Origin of the sequence: Pseudomonas sp. B13(2017) (assembly GCF_002113245.1) — a bacterium.
Classification (GTDB): domain Bacteria; phylum Pseudomonadota; class Gammaproteobacteria; order Pseudomonadales; family Pseudomonadaceae; genus Aquipseudomonas; species Aquipseudomonas putida_Z.
This window is the reverse complement of record NZ_NEJX01000013.1, coordinates 72,756-87,357: the sequence shown is the minus strand read 5'-3', so window position 1 is coordinate 87,357 and position 14,602 is coordinate 72,756. Positions and strand designations below refer to the sequence as shown.

Here is a 14,602-nt window from a genome sequence, read left to right as displayed (position 1 = left end):
CTTGGAGGTGCCTGGTGGAGTCCTGAAGATGACGTTCATCGCGATACTGAAGACCGCGACGGGCGTGGGCGCCGCGCAAGGTCGCTTGTTGTCGGCAGTACCGTCCACCTGGCGCCTTGTCTTGGTACTTCCTACATGAATCCACGAACCTCGCTTCCCGGTACGCCCCTCCCAATGCACACCTGGACCGGCGCTCATGGCAATCGTCTGTGCGGCGATAGCTGGGGCGACCCTTTGGCACGGCCTGTGGTGCTATTGCACGGGGGCGGGCAGACCAGGCATTCGTGGCGGCACACTGCCCGCAGCTTGGCACGAGCGGGTTTTCATGCGGTGGCCTACGACGCTCGCGGCCATGGCGACTCGAGTTGGGTGGCAGATGGTGATTATGGCGAGGTGGCCATGGCTCAGGATCTTGCCTGCGTGATCCGCACTCTTGCCGGGCGTCCCGTGTTGATCGGCGCCTCGATGGGCGGCATGACCAGCCTGCAGGCTGTAGGCGGTGGTGTGGTGGATGCGGCAGCATTGATATTGGCCGATGTCGCGCATCTTTCGTCCGGAGGTGGTGTTGGGCGGGTGCGTGATTTCATGACGCGCCATGCCGAGGGTTTCGTCTCGCTCGATGAGGCAGCCGACGCTATCGCGCAATATCGGGGGGACGTGCGGCGTCAGGGCAGCACAGCCGGGCTGGGCAAGAACTTGCGCCGCGCCGCCGATGGCCGCCTCTATTGGCACTGGGATCCGCGTTTTCTCGATGTCCGGGGCGACTTGGCCGAGCGGGCTGCACGGCTTGGCCAATGCGCGCGTCGCCTCGATGTGCCGACGCTGGTGGTGCGTGGCGAGCATTCCGATGTGCTGACGCGTGAGGCGGTCAGCGAATTTCTGGCGCTGTGCCCTCAAGCCCGGAATATCGAAGTGGCTGGCGCGGGGCATATGCTGACGGGTGACGACAACGATGCCTTTGGCCAAGTAGCGATCGATTTCATCCGCCAGATCGAGCGCTGAGCTGATTGGCTTGACGCCCTCGCTGTAACGGCTTTTGTCGCGAAAGGGCTGCGCAGCAGCCCTGGTAGTGGTTATGCCGACTTCAAGACCTGAGGGCCGCTGTGCAGCCCTTCCGCGATATAAGGCCGCTGCCCGGGGGGATTTAGAACAACGACAAGGTGTAGGTTACCAGCAATCGATTCTGGTCCTGGTTCGGCACCGCCTCGCTGTGCAGCAGAGCATTGAGCCAGACGAATCCCAGGCCTTTGAGCGGGCCGCTCTGGATGATGTAGCCCAGTGACAAGTCACGTTCCCACTCCCGCTGGTTACTGCCGCTGGCCGTCTTGATGGAGTCGGAATCCAGGTACATGATCGACGCGTTCAGGCCAGGCACACCGGCAGCGGCAAAATCATAGGCGTACTGCACGTATCGTGTGGCCTGACCTGCGCGGGTGAAGTTGGAGGCGAGCCGGTCGGTGTAGAGGTAGGTGCTGGAGCCAGCTGCCTCGACGCCATCGCTCAAGCTGGCCTGGTTCGGTTGGACGAAGGCACTGTTGTCTGAGACCTTCTGGTAGCCGGCCAGCAAGCTGTGCCCGTTGACGGTATAGGTGAAGGTGGCGCTCCAGGTATCGTTGTCGATTTCGCCATCGCCGCCTTGGGTGAAGCCCGCCACCTGATAGCCCGCATCACCCGAGGCGTTAGCTCCTTGCGCCCGACTGCGGAAATACCGGAGATCGGTCTTGAGCTTCTGCGTTTCGCCAATGGGTAGCGTATGCACCGCCCCCAGGAAATCCTGGCGGTAATAGTCCTTCAGCGAGGCATGGTAATACTGCAGCAGAAGGTTGCTCCCCAGCGTGTAGTCGGCCCCCGCGAAAGTGAAACTGTCGCTCTGCTCACGTCCGCCGCCAACGGCCAGCCCGGTACGATCGCTCGAGCCGCGCCCCGTTACCTTGTTCAACTTGCCAGCGACCAGGGTTAGCCCATCGAATTCGTTCGAGGTGACCATCGCGCCCTGAAAGAGCTGTTGCAGCAAGCGACCGTCGTTGGCGACCAGGATGGGCAGCTTGGGGTACAACGAACCGGCCAGCAACTCCGTCTTGGATGCCCTGGCCTTGAAGGTCAGGCCAAGCCTGCTCCATTCGTCCGCCGGGTGATCGCCGTCCGAAGGGATCATGGAACTGCCCTGGTGGCGCCCTCTACCGCTGTCGAGCGTCACACCCAGCAGACCGAGGGCATTGACGCCCACACCAATCGGGCCATCTGTATAGCCGGACTGGTAGTCGAGCTTGAAGCCTTGTGCCAATTCAGCGGTCTTGGAGGGGCCACTGGTGTTATCGCGAAAATCATTATTGTAATAGAGCGTTCGAAAGCCCAGGTTCAGCCTGCTGTCAGCCACGAAGTCGGCACGGGCGGTCATCGGGACGATTGGGCTCAACGCCATGATCAGGACGAGCGGATACAACTTTGATTCGGCCACACTACAACCCTCTTCTTATTTTTTTAGGTGAACGCGTACCCGCGTCGGCAATGACTTTGCCGACGACGATCAGCGGGCTTCTCGAATAACGGACATGGCGCTCTTGGCCAGGCGCATGCACGCCGGGGCCGGTCCGTGGAGTAACTATTGAAGGGCTGGGATGGTCGCTCAAGTGACCATTCCTGAAGCGCTGATTCAGCGTGGCTGAAGCGGTCTAAAAGCCGCGTGGTCAGGGGCTTGGCGAAGGAAGGGGCGGGTTTGCATGGAGCAGTAATAGGCAAGCGATATAACGAGCGAAGGGGTATAGTCAGTCGTAGCGTGAAGCAGTGCAGGAGGACGGCTGGACGACAGGTTCCAGCCGTCGCCGATCAATAAAGACAAGACGACACAGACACCTTCAGAGCGCCTATGACTTTCAACAAGATGCACCTCATCCGCCAGGTAGATCTGTTTACCTTGAAGCTGTTCCTGTCTGCTGTCGAAGAGCAGCAGATCGGGCTTGCGGCTATTCGCGAGAACATCGCGGCCTCGACCGCGACCAAGCGCATCCAAGACCTTGAGGAGATCGCTGGCGTAAAGCTTCTGGAGCGCAACCCCAAGGGCGTGCAGCCAAGCCCGGCCGGGGCGGTGCTGGTGCGCTACCTGCGCTCGATCTTCGGCCAGTTGGACGACATGCGAGCGGAGATTTCCTCCTTCACCGAAGGGGTTCGTGGCGAGGTCCATGTCGCTTCGGCTCGTTCGATCATTGCGCCATTCCTAGCGCGTGAGCTAGGCAACTATGCACACGACTATCCCCTGATCGAGCTGCAGCTGAGTGAGGTGGAAAATGCGGAGATCGTGCGTACGGTGGCGCACGGTGAGGCTGATGTGGGCGTCTTTGCAATGGCCCACGAAATCGACCTGAGTGGTGTCGACGTCACCCCTTATCGCAAGGACCGGATGGTAGCCATCGTACCTCGGGAGCACCCGCTCGCGGGCCGGCAGAGTGTGACCTTCGAAGACCTGGCGCCGGAAAACATCGTCGCGGTGAAAGCCATGATGCCGGCGTTCCGGGTAGCGGCAAAACGGTTGGGCCAGGAGTTCCAGCCCCGTTTCAATGTGCGCAGCACCGGGGTTGCGATCAGCCTGGTGCAGGCGGGGTTCGGCGTGACGGTACAGCCAGAGTGTCATGTCAGCCGGGACATGCTCGACACCATCGCGGTGCTCGACCTCGCTGAGCCTTGGGCCAAGCGCATCATCTCGATTGCGACGCCTCACGGGCGTTTGCCGAGCCCAGCCGCTCGTACGCTGTTGGAGTACCTGGCAGGTACTTCAGGGGCTGTAGAAGGTTGACCTGTCTGGCCGTGGACACTGCTGTCCACGGCCAGTCCTCGTGATTGCTAGCTTTGTAGATTTCCAGCATGTACTTGGCGTTCGAGTGCTTCGCGGTGTTCCGGCGCCGCCACTGCGATGAGCCTGGCTGCCCGCTGGGCGAGTGAGAGTCCACGCAGGTCGGCGACGCCATGCTCGGTGATGATGACGCAGCCATCGCTACGAGGCACCGTGACAGGCCCCGACAGCGCAGTGACGATTCGGCTCTGGCTACCTGCCGTGGAGGGTAGGGCGATGATCGGCACGCCGCCGCGGCTTGACTGGGCTGCGCGAATAAAATCGACGATGCCGCCAACCCCGCCCAGGTACCGACCTCCAGCCACTTCCGAGTTCACCTGGCCGCTGAGGTCGACCTCGATGGCCGAATTGATCGCCACAAACCGGTCGATCTTCCCCAGCACCTGTGGGTTGTGCGTGTAGTCCGTGCCGCGCAGCTCCAACGCACGGTTCAAATGGGCGTAGCGGCGCACCAACTCGCCGCCGATCAGTACACCACCAATGGACACATCGACATCGATGCTCTTGCAACCATTGGTGATAATGCCCGCCATCGCCAACCCAGCGATGCCGTCGCCAATCGCGCCGGAATGCACGCCAAGCTCTCGCCGGTCGTGCAATTGCGCCAGCACAGCATCGGGAATATTGCCTATACCGGTCTGCAAGGTCGCACCGTCTTCGACGAAGCTCGCGACGTGGCGACCGATCGCGACCTCGATGGGGCCAGGGGAGGAGGCGGAGGGGGTGAGTGACTGGACTGCGCAGGGGACCAACAAGTCAAAGTCGTCTTCCTGCAGGTAGGGACCGCCATATGTCCAGGGGATGGACGGGTTGACCTCTGCCAGAACCACTCGCGCCGATTTGAGTGCCGGAACCAGATACTCCCGTGCCATGCCCAGGCTGTAACGGCCCAGCGCATCGGGGGGCGGTACCTGAAGCATCAGGACATCGATGCGCAGTGCCTTCTGTTCGATCAGGCGTGGGAATTGAGAATAGTGGGCGGGGAGAATATCCAACAGACCCGCTTGGGCCAGCTTGCGGTTGGAGCCTGTAGCGCAGTAGGCCAGAAAGTCGATGGCGTCGGCATGCCCAGGTTCGAGCAGGCTGTTCTGCCCGATACCGAGGAATACGCGTACGCGGCCTATCGCGTGGCGCTGATTCACCAACGCCTGGATCAAGGTCAGGGGCTCCGCGTTGGCTTGTCCCCACATGATGGTATCGCCGGACCGGATCAATGAAGTCAGGTCGGGTGCCTGGGCGTCGAGCGGTGCAAGGTGTGGTGTATTCATAGGGGCGTCGGAATGTCTGGACCTGTCGTCAGCCTGATGTTTGGTCTTGCTGGAGCGTGGAACAAATGAATATTTCGCAAGCGCAGCTTCACCGCCGACGAATTGAACATCGTATCGGCGCAAGAAGGATGGCCTTGGCAGTAGTTCGATCTGATCGAACTGGCGCTTTGAAATTCACGTATTGAATAAAGTGATGGCTACCTCCAGCATCGAACTCGCCTCCCTCTCCATAAATTGCCTTGCGCACTGGGCTCTCCAGAACAAGGTGGTTTTCACATCGATGTTCAACGGTATGCCCATGCAGTTCCCCAACCCCCCTATTAATGCAGCAGTGCGCAGGTCTTTGCATGACCACGCGGGAGGGGGGTGTTGATGCGCACGATAGACAACGAGCAGTCACCTCTGTTTGAACAGGCCAAGTCGTCCAGGCTTGCAGGGACGTTCCTGGTTTCTGGTTTCATCATGGCGGCGTTGGGGTCGTCCCGCCTGCTCATTCCGCTGATCGCCTTATCATTGGGGGCCAGTAGCCTCTTGATCGGGGTGGCTGCAGCATTGTTCACCGCGGCGCCGATGTTGCTGAGTGTGCCGTTCGGGCGGTGGATGGATCGTACTGGAACCCTGCCGGCTGTCATGCTTTCGGCCACGATGATTGTCCTAGCCGCCTTGCTGTATGGCGTCATGCCAAGCCAATACAGCTTGTTGGCCGTTGCCGGGTTGATCGGGACCGCCGGTGTATTCACGCACATGGCTGCGACACGCGCAGTCGGGCTTGGGGTCGAACATACCGAGCGTGCGAAGTCTCTGGGTTATTTAGTACTCAGCTATTCGCTGTTCAATTTCTTCGGACCCGTGCTCACGACGCACGCCTTCGAGCATTACGGCGCTACCCTGGCCATTGGCGTGCTGGGGCTGTTCGCAGTCCTTTCGATCGTTGGTATCCGTAAGCTGCCTCATTTCTACACGCGCGAAAGGCAAGGTGCCGCCAATGCCAGCGCCCCTCGCAAATCCTACGACCTGCTGGGGATCGGTGACCTGCGCCTGTGGATCGTCATCAGCAGTGTCTTCACCGCGAACCAGACGCTGTTTCCCTTCATCCTTTCTATGCATGCCGCGCAAATCGGTCTCCCCGCTTCGCAGGCTGGCTGGATGCTGGGCGCATTTGCCTTTGGCACCTTGACTTCGAGGTTCTTCACACCGCTGCTGATCAAACGCGTCAGCCCAAATATGATATTGATCCTGGCGTTGATCGCAGCAGCAGGGGTCTATGCCGTCATACCGTTAGCGCATCACACGACTTCCCTGATCACGCTAAGTGGAGTCTTGGGGTTACCCTTGGGCGTTGGCGCACCTGTGTCACTGGCTCTGATCTACGACGTGGCGCCGGCGGGTAGGGTGAACGAAGCGCTTGGGATCTCGATGTCCGTCAACAACCTCCTGCAGACCGTTTTCCCCATGATCATCGGTGTGGCGGCAACTGGCCTGGGCGTGGCTTCCATGGTGTGGGTATGGGCCTTGATCATCATGGCGAGTGCTGTCTGGATCATGGTCGGCTCCATCAGGGATGGCGAATCATGATGCTTCGCTTGCCGAGCCGAGAGGATCTGTGGTTTTCCCTGCGTACGTTCATTGCCTCGATGCTGGCTTTGTACATTGCGCTTGACCTCTCATTGGCCAATCCGATCTGGGCTATGGGCACGGTTTACATCGTCTCACAACCGCTGCTCGGCGCGATGCGCTCGAAGACTCTCTATCGTATCGGCGGGACCTTGACCGGGGCGGCCGGAGCCCTGCTGCTGGTTCCGCCGCTGAGCGCCCAACCGGTGTTTTTGATCCTCGCTGTAGCGCTATGGTCGGGGATGTTCCTGTTTTTTTCGATGCTCGATCGCAGCCCTCGCACGTACCTGTTTCGCCTACCTGCCTATACCTTGCCGCTGATCGTCTTTCCCTCCGTGCATGCCCCCCAGTTGGTGTTCGACATCGCGCTGGCCAGAACCGAGGAAATCCTGGTTGGTATCTTTTGCGCCAACCTGGTTGCTGGCGTTGCCCTGGTGCAGCGAGCCAGTCCGGTGATCCGCAAGCGTCTTGCGCAGTGGTTCGACCACCTGGCCATGTGGGCACAAGAACTGATGACAGGGCAGGCGGGTTCGGGCAGCCGACATCAGTTGGTCGTGGAGCTGTCGACGCTGGAGCAATTGACTACCCATCTGGGTTTCGATAGCCCTCACCGGCACGCCGTACCGCTGATGTTGCAGTTGCGCGCACGGATGCGTCGCCTACTGCCACTGCTGTCATCCCTGGCGGCGATGCGCCAGGCACTGCAGCGAGAGGGTGGCCTCGATCCGCTATTGCAGATGCAGTTCAGCCAAGTGGCTGCGCAATTGACTGGCGCCACAACCTCAGAGGCAGTCGTTGATCTTTCCGGTGATTCTCCAGGGCAGAGTTGGCCAGGGATCCTGGCGTGGGTAACACGTCGGCGCTTGGCCCATCTCCATGCACTCAACGATGACTGTCAGCAGTTGCGTGACCGCCTGGCCGATGTGAGCCTGGAAGGCAGACCCTTGCTGTATCCCCATGACCGCTTGGCTGGGAGCGCTCATCACCTGGACCATGGTTTGGTGCTGTTCTATGCCAGTTCGGTCGCCCTGGGCATTGTCCTCTGTGGCCTGCTCTGGCTGATCTCTGGCTGGACGGCAGGGGCCAATGCCATGGTGCTGGGTATCGTGGCTTGTGCACTGTTCTGCGCACTGGACGAACCTGCACCGAGAATGTTGCGTTTTCTCGCGGTGAACCTGGCCAGCAGTGTGCTGGGTGGTCTGCTGTTGTTCGTGGTGTTGCCTCAGGTGGAGACGTTCGAGGCTTTGGTGGCATGTTTCCTGCTGCCGTGCCTGGCATTCGGGATACTGATCCTGCGTCCGCAGTTCAGCACTGAAGCGATGCTGATGATTGTCTTTACCGGCAGCACGCTCGGGCTGCACGGCGCATATCAGGCTGATTTCGCTGGGTTCCTGGAGGGGTGCCTGGCCAGTATCGGTGGTGCCCTGGTGGCCTTGTTGTGGACGATGCTGATTCGGCCCTTCGGTCGTGAAATAACCTTGGCACGGCTGCGCCAATCCAGCTTCAGGGCGCTGGCCCAATTGGCACTGTGTGGTGGCGACGACTACCCGCGCCTCACCGCGCGGTTGCATGATCGCCAGGAACTGACTTGGCCCCGCCAACCGGGCATCGATGGCATGGCCGAAGTGCGCCTGGGGCTGGCCTTGTTGCACCTGCGCAAACAACTGCCCTCGATCGATGGCACTGCTCGCAGAATCGTCGAGGAACTGCTGGACGGACTTGGACGATTCTTCCTGATCTGCGCCGAGAATGGGGGGCTGAGCTCCTTCGACAGTCGCCTGCTGATGCTTATCGATCAGGCCTTGGGCCAAGTGCTGGCGGGCACTGCCATTGCGATGCAGGACGCCAGCAGCGCACTGGTGGAACTTCGCCTCATCTGCTACCCCGAAGCACCCGCCCCGGATTTCTCTGGAGCGCTCGTCCATGTTAGGTGAGGTCGACCTGTACGGTGTCTATCTGCCCAGCCTTCTGCCAATGCTGGCGATTGCCTATCTCGTGAGTACGTTATTGCGAGTGGCCTTGGGCCGGTTGGGGCTGTATCGACGGCTGTGGCATCCCTTTCTCTTCAACCTGGCCTTGTACGTGATCGTTCTTGGCTTTGCCACTTTCCTGGTATCGGATTGGCCCGTATGACCCGCAAGCTTCATGACCTGCTCCCCTTCATCCCGTCGCTGCTGCTGGCGGTCATCGCCATCCCGGTGGCGGTCCATTTATGGGACTACTACAGCAACTCCCCCTGGACACGCGACGGTCGCGTGCGAGCCGAGGTGGTGCAGGTGGCGCCGGACGTTTCGGGTTTGATCACCCAGGTGGCGGTCGAAGACAACCAATTGGTCAAGCGCGGGCAGTTGCTGTTTACGATCGATCGCAGCCGTTACGAGGCCTTGGTGAAACAGGCGCAGGCAAACCTGATGCAGGCACGAGCGAACTTGGGCCAGGCGCAACGGCAGGCGCGACGCAACCATGTGGTGTCCGACCTGGTGGCGCGTCAGCAACTGGAGGAGGGCGATACCCGGGTCGAGCGGGCCCAGGCCGCGCTGGCCGCAGCCGAAGCGGCATTGACCCTGGCACAGGTGGACCTGCTCCGCACCGAAGTGCGTAGCCCGGTGGATGGTTATGTCAATGATCAAGTACCGCGTAGCGGTGACTACATCACCACCGGGCGCCCAGTGCTTTCGATTGTCGATGAACACTCGCTGCATGTGGTTGGCTACTTCGAAGAAACCAAGCTGGAGCGTTTGCATATCGGCCAGCCAGTGGAAATACGCCTGATGGGCAGCAATGGTTTGCTGCACGGCCACGTACAGAGCGTGGCTGCTGGTATCGATGACCGTGACCGTAGTTCGGGCGAGGCGCTCTTGCCTAATGTGAACCCGGCTTTCAACTGGGTGCGTTTGGCCCAGCGTGTGCCGGTACGGGTAGCGCTGGATGACGTACCTGGCGATCTGCGCATGGTGGCCGGGCGCACCGCTACTGTGTCTGTGCGACAGGAGCTGGCCCGATGAAGCCTGAGATTCTTGCCATTGTCGTCGCTGTGGCTCTGGGCGGCTGTAGTCTTGTAGGGCCAGATTACAGGGTGCCCGATACTGCTTTGGTACGCACAGAGGCAGCCAATGGGCCATTCCAGGCGCCAGGGGCGCGGGATCAAGCGGTGCCGGAGCATTGGCGGCTTTACGATGATCCCGAAGTCGAGCAGCTGGTGCGCGAGGTGTTGGCAGCCAATACCGACCTTCGGGTCGCCACTGCCCATTTGCGCAAAGCCCTGGCGGTGGAAGCCTCGGTGGCCGCTGACAGCCATCCACGCGCCAGCGTCGAAGCCGATGCACGTCGTCACCAGGATGCACTCGAATCCTCACCGCTTGGCGTGCGCCCAGGTGTGGTGAACGACGCGGGTGTGGGTTTGGCGATCAGTTACGACCTGGACCTGTTTGGCAAGCTGGCGCGTGCCGAGCAGGCGGCCCGTGCCGACAGCGACAGTGCCTTGGCGGCGCTGGAGCTGGCGCGCACTGCAGTTGTGGCGCAGACCCTGAGTGCCTATGTTCAGGGCTGCTCGGCGACGCATCAGCTGGCCGTGGCACGGCAGCAGTTGGCGCTGCAGGCGCGTAGTGTGGATGTGGTTGAACGCTTGGCGGCGGTGGGCAGTGGTAGCAAGAGCGATGTTGACCGGGCGCGTACCCAGCTGGCCAGCCTGCGTGCAAACCTGCCGCCGTTCGAGGCAGCCCGTGATGGGGCCGCGTACCGCCTTGCTGCGCTGCAGGGCAAGACCTCAGCACAATTCTCCAATCAGCGGCCAACCTGCTCGCGAGAGCCACGTCTGGCCCAGCCTATTCCCGCGGGGGATGGTGCGGCGCTGCTTCGCCGGCGCCCGGATGTTCGCCAGGCCGAGCGCCAGCTGGCTGCCGCTACCGCGCGTATCGGCGTGGCCATGGCAGATTTGTATCCGGACATCCGACTTGGAGCATCGGCGGGGCTGGCCGGGCGATTCGGCGACCTTGCCGAACAGTCGGCATCGCATTTCGCTTTCGGCCCGCTGCTGAGCTGGACGATACCCGACAGTGGCGCTCGTGCCCGCGTCAAGGCCGCTGAAGCTGACAGCGAAGCGGCGCTGGCGAATTTTGACGGTGTGGTGCTGGGTGCATTGCGTGAAACCGAAACAGCGTTGACCAATTACTCGAGGGCGCTGGTTCGCAACGCTGACCTGCAGGATGCGCGCGACCATGCCAAAGGCGCGGCCGTGGACGAAGACCGTCTGTACCGGGCGGGGCAGTCGCCGTACCTGTCCAGTCTCGATGCCAATCGCACGCTGGCGACAGCCGAGGCAGAGCTGGCGGCATCCGATGCACAGGTGGCGCTTGATCAAGTGGATTTGTTCCGAGCCCTGGGTGGGGGATGGCGCGCTGCAGTGTCGGCATATCCCTCGTCCGTTACTGCGTCTTCGCCGACAGCCGCTCGCGCTTCTCTACGAAAAAATTCAACAACACCCTGATTTTGACAGGCATTTGTGAGCGTAAAGAGAGACGGCACTCTGTGGTGCCGTCTCTCTTTACGCTGGTCTGGCTGCCGCGGGCTTGCTGAGTTCGGCACGTGCCTTGCCGATCGCCTCAGGACAAGTGCTCTTTAAAGAAAGGCACCAGCTTGGCCAAGGCTTGGCGCACAGGCTCGGGCTTGTCATAGAGATCGTAGTGCGACCAGCCTGCGACCACCACCAGTTCCTTGGTCTTCGAAGCCGCACGACCGATGATCTCGCAGCCGTCGCGGTAGGCACCGAATGCACCGACCTTGTCACCTACCACCACCATCAACGGCTGGGTCAGCAACACTTCGGCAAGGTGGAAAGCATCCCAGCCCACTGCATTGCCCTGATGCGAGAGCAGTGAACGGTTCAAACCATTGGGCTTCTGCCCGCGTGGGGTGCGGTAGTACTCGGTGGCTTCGTATACGTCGATTTCAGTCGCGCCCACGCGTTTGGCTTCTTCTGGAGAAGGCGGCAGCAGGTCATCCACCCGGCGTTCGGCGCCACGGGCTTCTGCAGTGCGCTGCTGGGCGATGGATTCGAGTAGGGCGATGGGGTTGAAGCCACTGAATCCTTCACGCATCAGACGGCCATAGTTCACACCGGTGACAGTGGCCACGGCCTTGATGCGCCGTTCGGTCATCGCAGCATTGATCGAGTAGCCGCCTCCGCCACAGAGGCCGAGTACGCCAATGCGTTGCTCGTCCACATAGGTCAGGGTTGTCAGGTAGTCGGCTACCACCCGGAAATCTTCGACACGGTGGCTTGGGTCTTCGATGAAGCGCGGCTCACCGCCGCTGGCGCCCTGGAAGCTGGCGTCGAAGGCAATGACCACGAACCCTTCCTTGGCGAGCGCTGTGCCATAGACGTTGCCGGACGTTTGCTCCTTGCAACTGCCGATGGGGTGGGCACTGATGATGGCGGGATACTTCTTCTTGGCATCGAAGTCAGGCGGGAAGTGGAGGTCGGCGACGATGTTCCAGTTTAGGTTGGGGATTTGCACAGTTTCCATGGTCATTCACCTCGTAGCGTGTGATCAGTGAATACGGCATGAGCTTTCAGTCGGCAGCTGCCAGTGCCCCGCCTGACTCCAATACGGCTGCCACTTCGTCCTGGGCGAAGCCATATTCGTGCAGCAGCTCGGTGGTGTGTTCGCCCAGGCGCGGTGCGGGAAAACGCAACGCGCCGGGAGTGGCACTCCATTCGTGAGCTAGGCCAATGGTGCGAATGCGTCCTTCGCTTGGATGGTCCTGCTCTTCGAAGAAGCTCACGGCCTTCATGTGCTCATCGTCGAGCAGTGACTCAGGCGTGTTCATCTGCATCACACAGATATCCGCTTCGATCAGCAGTTTTACCCACTCGGCACTGGTTCGGGTCTCGAAGGTGTGCGAAAGGAACTCGTACAGCTCACTCATGTGCAGCGCCCGGCTGTGGACGTCACGATAACGCGCATCTAGGGCCATTTCCGGACGGCCCACGGCTTCGAACAGCCGTTGCCAGTGGCGATCAGTATAGATCTCCACACTCAGGTAGCCATCCAAGGTGGGGAAGGGACGCCGTTCAGGGCTGGTCATGCGTGCATAGCCCCAGTCGCCCAGCGCAGGCACGAATGTATGGCCATACATGTGGTCGCCCATCACGAAGTGGGCGAAGGTTTCGAACATGGGCACCGACACCGACTGGCCCTGGCCAGTTTGCCCTCGGTAGTGCAGGGCCGCCAGGATGGCATTGCTGGTGGCCATGCCAACGATGCGATCCGCGATTGCCGTACCCACATAGCTGGGTGGGCCATCGGTCTTGCGGCTTTGTACCATCGGCACGCCAACGGCGGCCTGGATCAGGTTGTCATACGCCGGACGCTCGGCGTAGGGGCCGCGCTGTCCAAAACCGAAAGCACCGCAGTAGATGATCCGCGGGTTGATCGCCTGGACCTGCTCGTAGGAGAGACCGAGCCGAGCCATCGCATTAGGGCGCAGGCTAAAAAGCAGGACATCTGCCGTGGCGATCATGCGTTTGAGCGCTGCGAGGCCGCTAGGCGTTTTGAGGTTCAGCACCAGGCTGCGCTTGTTGCGGTTCAGGTGCAGGAAGATCGCCGCCATGCCCTTGTTGCGACTGGGGCCGACGTTGCGGGTGGTATCGCCTTCAGGCGCCTCGATCTTGCAGATATCCGCGCCCATGTCTCCCAGTAGGAGGGATGCATACGGCCCCATGAAGTTCGAGGTGAGGTCCAGTACTCGCACACCGGTCAAAGGGCCGACCAGTTTGGTGTGGTCGATCTGGGGATGATCAGTGGCACATTGATTCGACATACCGCATTGCTCCTGTTCTTGTAATTGCGTCAGTCCGCTGCCGGGTAAGCCAGGCGGCTCAATGAATGGTCAGGCCTCCGGTGGGGCTGACCGTGGCACCTGTGAGGTAGGCGGCATCGTCGGAGGCCAGGAAGGCCACGACGCCCCCGATGTCACCGGGCGCTGCGACGCCGAATGGGCTGCTGGCCACGATCTTTTCGTACTGCTTGCGGTGGTGTTCGGAAACACCGCCTTCCTGGCCCCAGGCGGCGTCCCACGACGGTGTGTCACGTACCACGGTGACACACACGCAGTTGACCCGGATCTTGTCCCTGGCAAGCTCTTTGGACAGCACTTTGCTGGCCATGATCAGGCCGCCGGAGAACGTGGAGATGGCGGTCTGCCCAGGGGTAGGCGACCTGCCGCCTTCGGAGGTGACGAATACAATGCTGCCGCCGCCGCGCTGGCGCAGGTAAGGCACCGCGGCCTGCACCACGAGCAGCTTCGCCGCCACGGCTTGCGCCACGAACTGGGTCACCCGTTCGAGGTCGATGTCGGCAAAGGGGCCACGTACTTGTGGTTGCCGGGCCTCATCGTCGTTGCCCCCGGCGTTAGGCACCACGATGTCTATTCCCCCGAAGCGGCGCGCCGCCTCAGCAGCCACGGCCTGCATGTCGCTTTTCGAGCGCACGTCGCCTGCAACGAAGCAGCCTTCGCCGCCCAGGGCGCGGATTTGCTCGAGCACGGCCTGGGCCTTCTTTTCGTCCCGGCCATTGATAACCACTCGGGCACCACGGGCGGCGAGTTGCAACGCCACACCTTTACCAATACCACCCGTGCCACCGGTAACGATGGCGACCTTACCTTCGAGATTGTTCATTGCTCCAAAGCTCCTGACTGCATGGTAGAAACTGGCGGTGCCACGCACCACGCAGGTTTGATGAATATCAAACCCAAGGGTAGGCGCCGACACGGCCCGATCCAACTTGTGCTTTACGAAGCCCTGATTCGGTCGTATTGAAGTTGCGCCTTGGGGTGAAACAGGTGCGGCGAAAGCCTTTCGCCGCACCTG

Annotated in this window: 12 protein-coding genes; 7 read left to right on the top strand and 5 right to left on the bottom strand. The window is 61.2% G+C overall.

What is annotated here, in order from left to right; genetic code table 11:
* Positions 1-135: 135 nt before the first annotated feature.
* Positions 136-1,002 carry an alpha/beta hydrolase gene (locus CAG44_RS17485; protein ID WP_085692615.1) on the top strand — a complete coding sequence of 289 codons (867 nt, stop codon included), beginning with the start codon at positions 136-138 and terminating at the stop codon, positions 1,000-1,002.
* A gap of 142 nt (positions 1,003-1,144) precedes the next feature.
* Here CAG44_RS17485 and CAG44_RS17480 read toward each other — a convergent pair whose 3' ends face one another.
* Complete coding sequence (locus CAG44_RS17480; protein WP_085692663.1) at positions 1,145-2,422, bottom strand: OprD family outer membrane porin; 1,278 nt, start codon at positions 2,420-2,422, stop codon at positions 1,145-1,147.
* Between the two features lie 444 nt (positions 2,423-2,866).
* Here CAG44_RS17480 and CAG44_RS17475 point away from each other — a divergent pair, with 444 nt between their 5' ends.
* Entirely contained in the window at positions 2,867-3,790 is a 924-nt protein-coding gene (locus CAG44_RS17475; protein ID WP_025339134.1) for a LysR family transcriptional regulator, read from the top strand.
* A 47-nt stretch (positions 3,791-3,837) separates the two neighbouring features.
* Here the strand turns inward: CAG44_RS17475 and CAG44_RS17470 are convergent, their stop codons facing one another.
* Positions 3,838-5,115: an acetyl-CoA hydrolase/transferase family protein gene (locus CAG44_RS17470; protein ID WP_085692614.1), complete on the bottom strand. Its 1,278-nt coding sequence runs from the start codon at positions 5,113-5,115 to the stop codon at positions 3,838-3,840.
* 372 nt (positions 5,116-5,487) lie between these two features.
* On the opposite strand from CAG44_RS17470, the gene CAG44_RS17460 reads away from it, so the two are divergent.
* The 5 genes from CAG44_RS17460 to CAG44_RS17440 are packed head-to-tail and all read left to right on the top strand — an operon-like array spanning position 5,488 to position 11,215.
* Positions 5,488-6,690: an MFS transporter gene (locus CAG44_RS17460; protein WP_085692612.1), complete on the top strand. Its 1,203-nt coding sequence runs from the start codon at positions 5,488-5,490 to the stop codon at positions 6,688-6,690.
* Positions 6,687-8,663, top strand: coding sequence for an FUSC family protein (locus CAG44_RS17455; RefSeq protein ID WP_158091153.1), 1,977 nt, complete (start codon positions 6,687-6,689; stop codon positions 8,661-8,663). The genes CAG44_RS17460 and CAG44_RS17455 overlap by 4 nt, the downstream gene beginning before the upstream one ends.
* On the top strand, positions 8,653-8,862 hold the full coding sequence (locus tag CAG44_RS17450; RefSeq protein ID WP_085692610.1) for a DUF1656 domain-containing protein: 210 nt from the start codon (positions 8,653-8,655) through the stop codon (positions 8,860-8,862). Before CAG44_RS17455 ends, CAG44_RS17450 begins: the two co-directional genes overlap by 11 nt.
* Positions 8,859-9,734, top strand: coding sequence for an HlyD family secretion protein (locus CAG44_RS17445; RefSeq protein WP_085692609.1), 876 nt, complete (start codon positions 8,859-8,861; stop codon positions 9,732-9,734). Before CAG44_RS17450 ends, CAG44_RS17445 begins: the two co-directional genes overlap by 4 nt.
* Positions 9,731-11,215: an efflux transporter outer membrane subunit gene (locus CAG44_RS17440; RefSeq protein ID WP_085692608.1), complete on the top strand. Its 1,485-nt coding sequence runs from the start codon at positions 9,731-9,733 to the stop codon at positions 11,213-11,215. Before CAG44_RS17445 ends, CAG44_RS17440 begins: the two co-directional genes overlap by 4 nt.
* A gap of 115 nt (positions 11,216-11,330) precedes the next feature.
* On the opposite strand, the gene CAG44_RS17435 is transcribed toward CAG44_RS17440, so the two are convergent.
* From CAG44_RS17435 to CAG44_RS17425, 3 genes are read right to left on the bottom strand one after another with little or no spacing between them, the layout of a single operon-like run.
* Positions 11,331-12,254, bottom strand: a complete 924-nt coding sequence (locus tag CAG44_RS17435; protein ID WP_085589702.1) for an alpha/beta hydrolase — start codon at positions 12,252-12,254, stop codon at positions 11,331-11,333.
* Positions 12,255-12,300: 46 nt separating this feature from the next.
* The gene (locus CAG44_RS17430) at positions 12,301-13,551 is read right to left on the bottom strand and encodes a CaiB/BaiF CoA-transferase family protein (RefSeq protein ID WP_218191920.1); all 1,251 of its coding nucleotides are present in this window, start codon (positions 13,549-13,551) and stop codon (positions 12,301-12,303) included.
* 58 nt (positions 13,552-13,609) lie between these two features.
* A complete protein-coding gene (locus tag CAG44_RS17425) occupies positions 13,610-14,410 on the bottom strand; it encodes an SDR family NAD(P)-dependent oxidoreductase (RefSeq protein ID WP_025339124.1) in 801 nt (266 codons plus the stop codon).
* Positions 14,411-14,602: the final 192 nt, after the last annotated feature.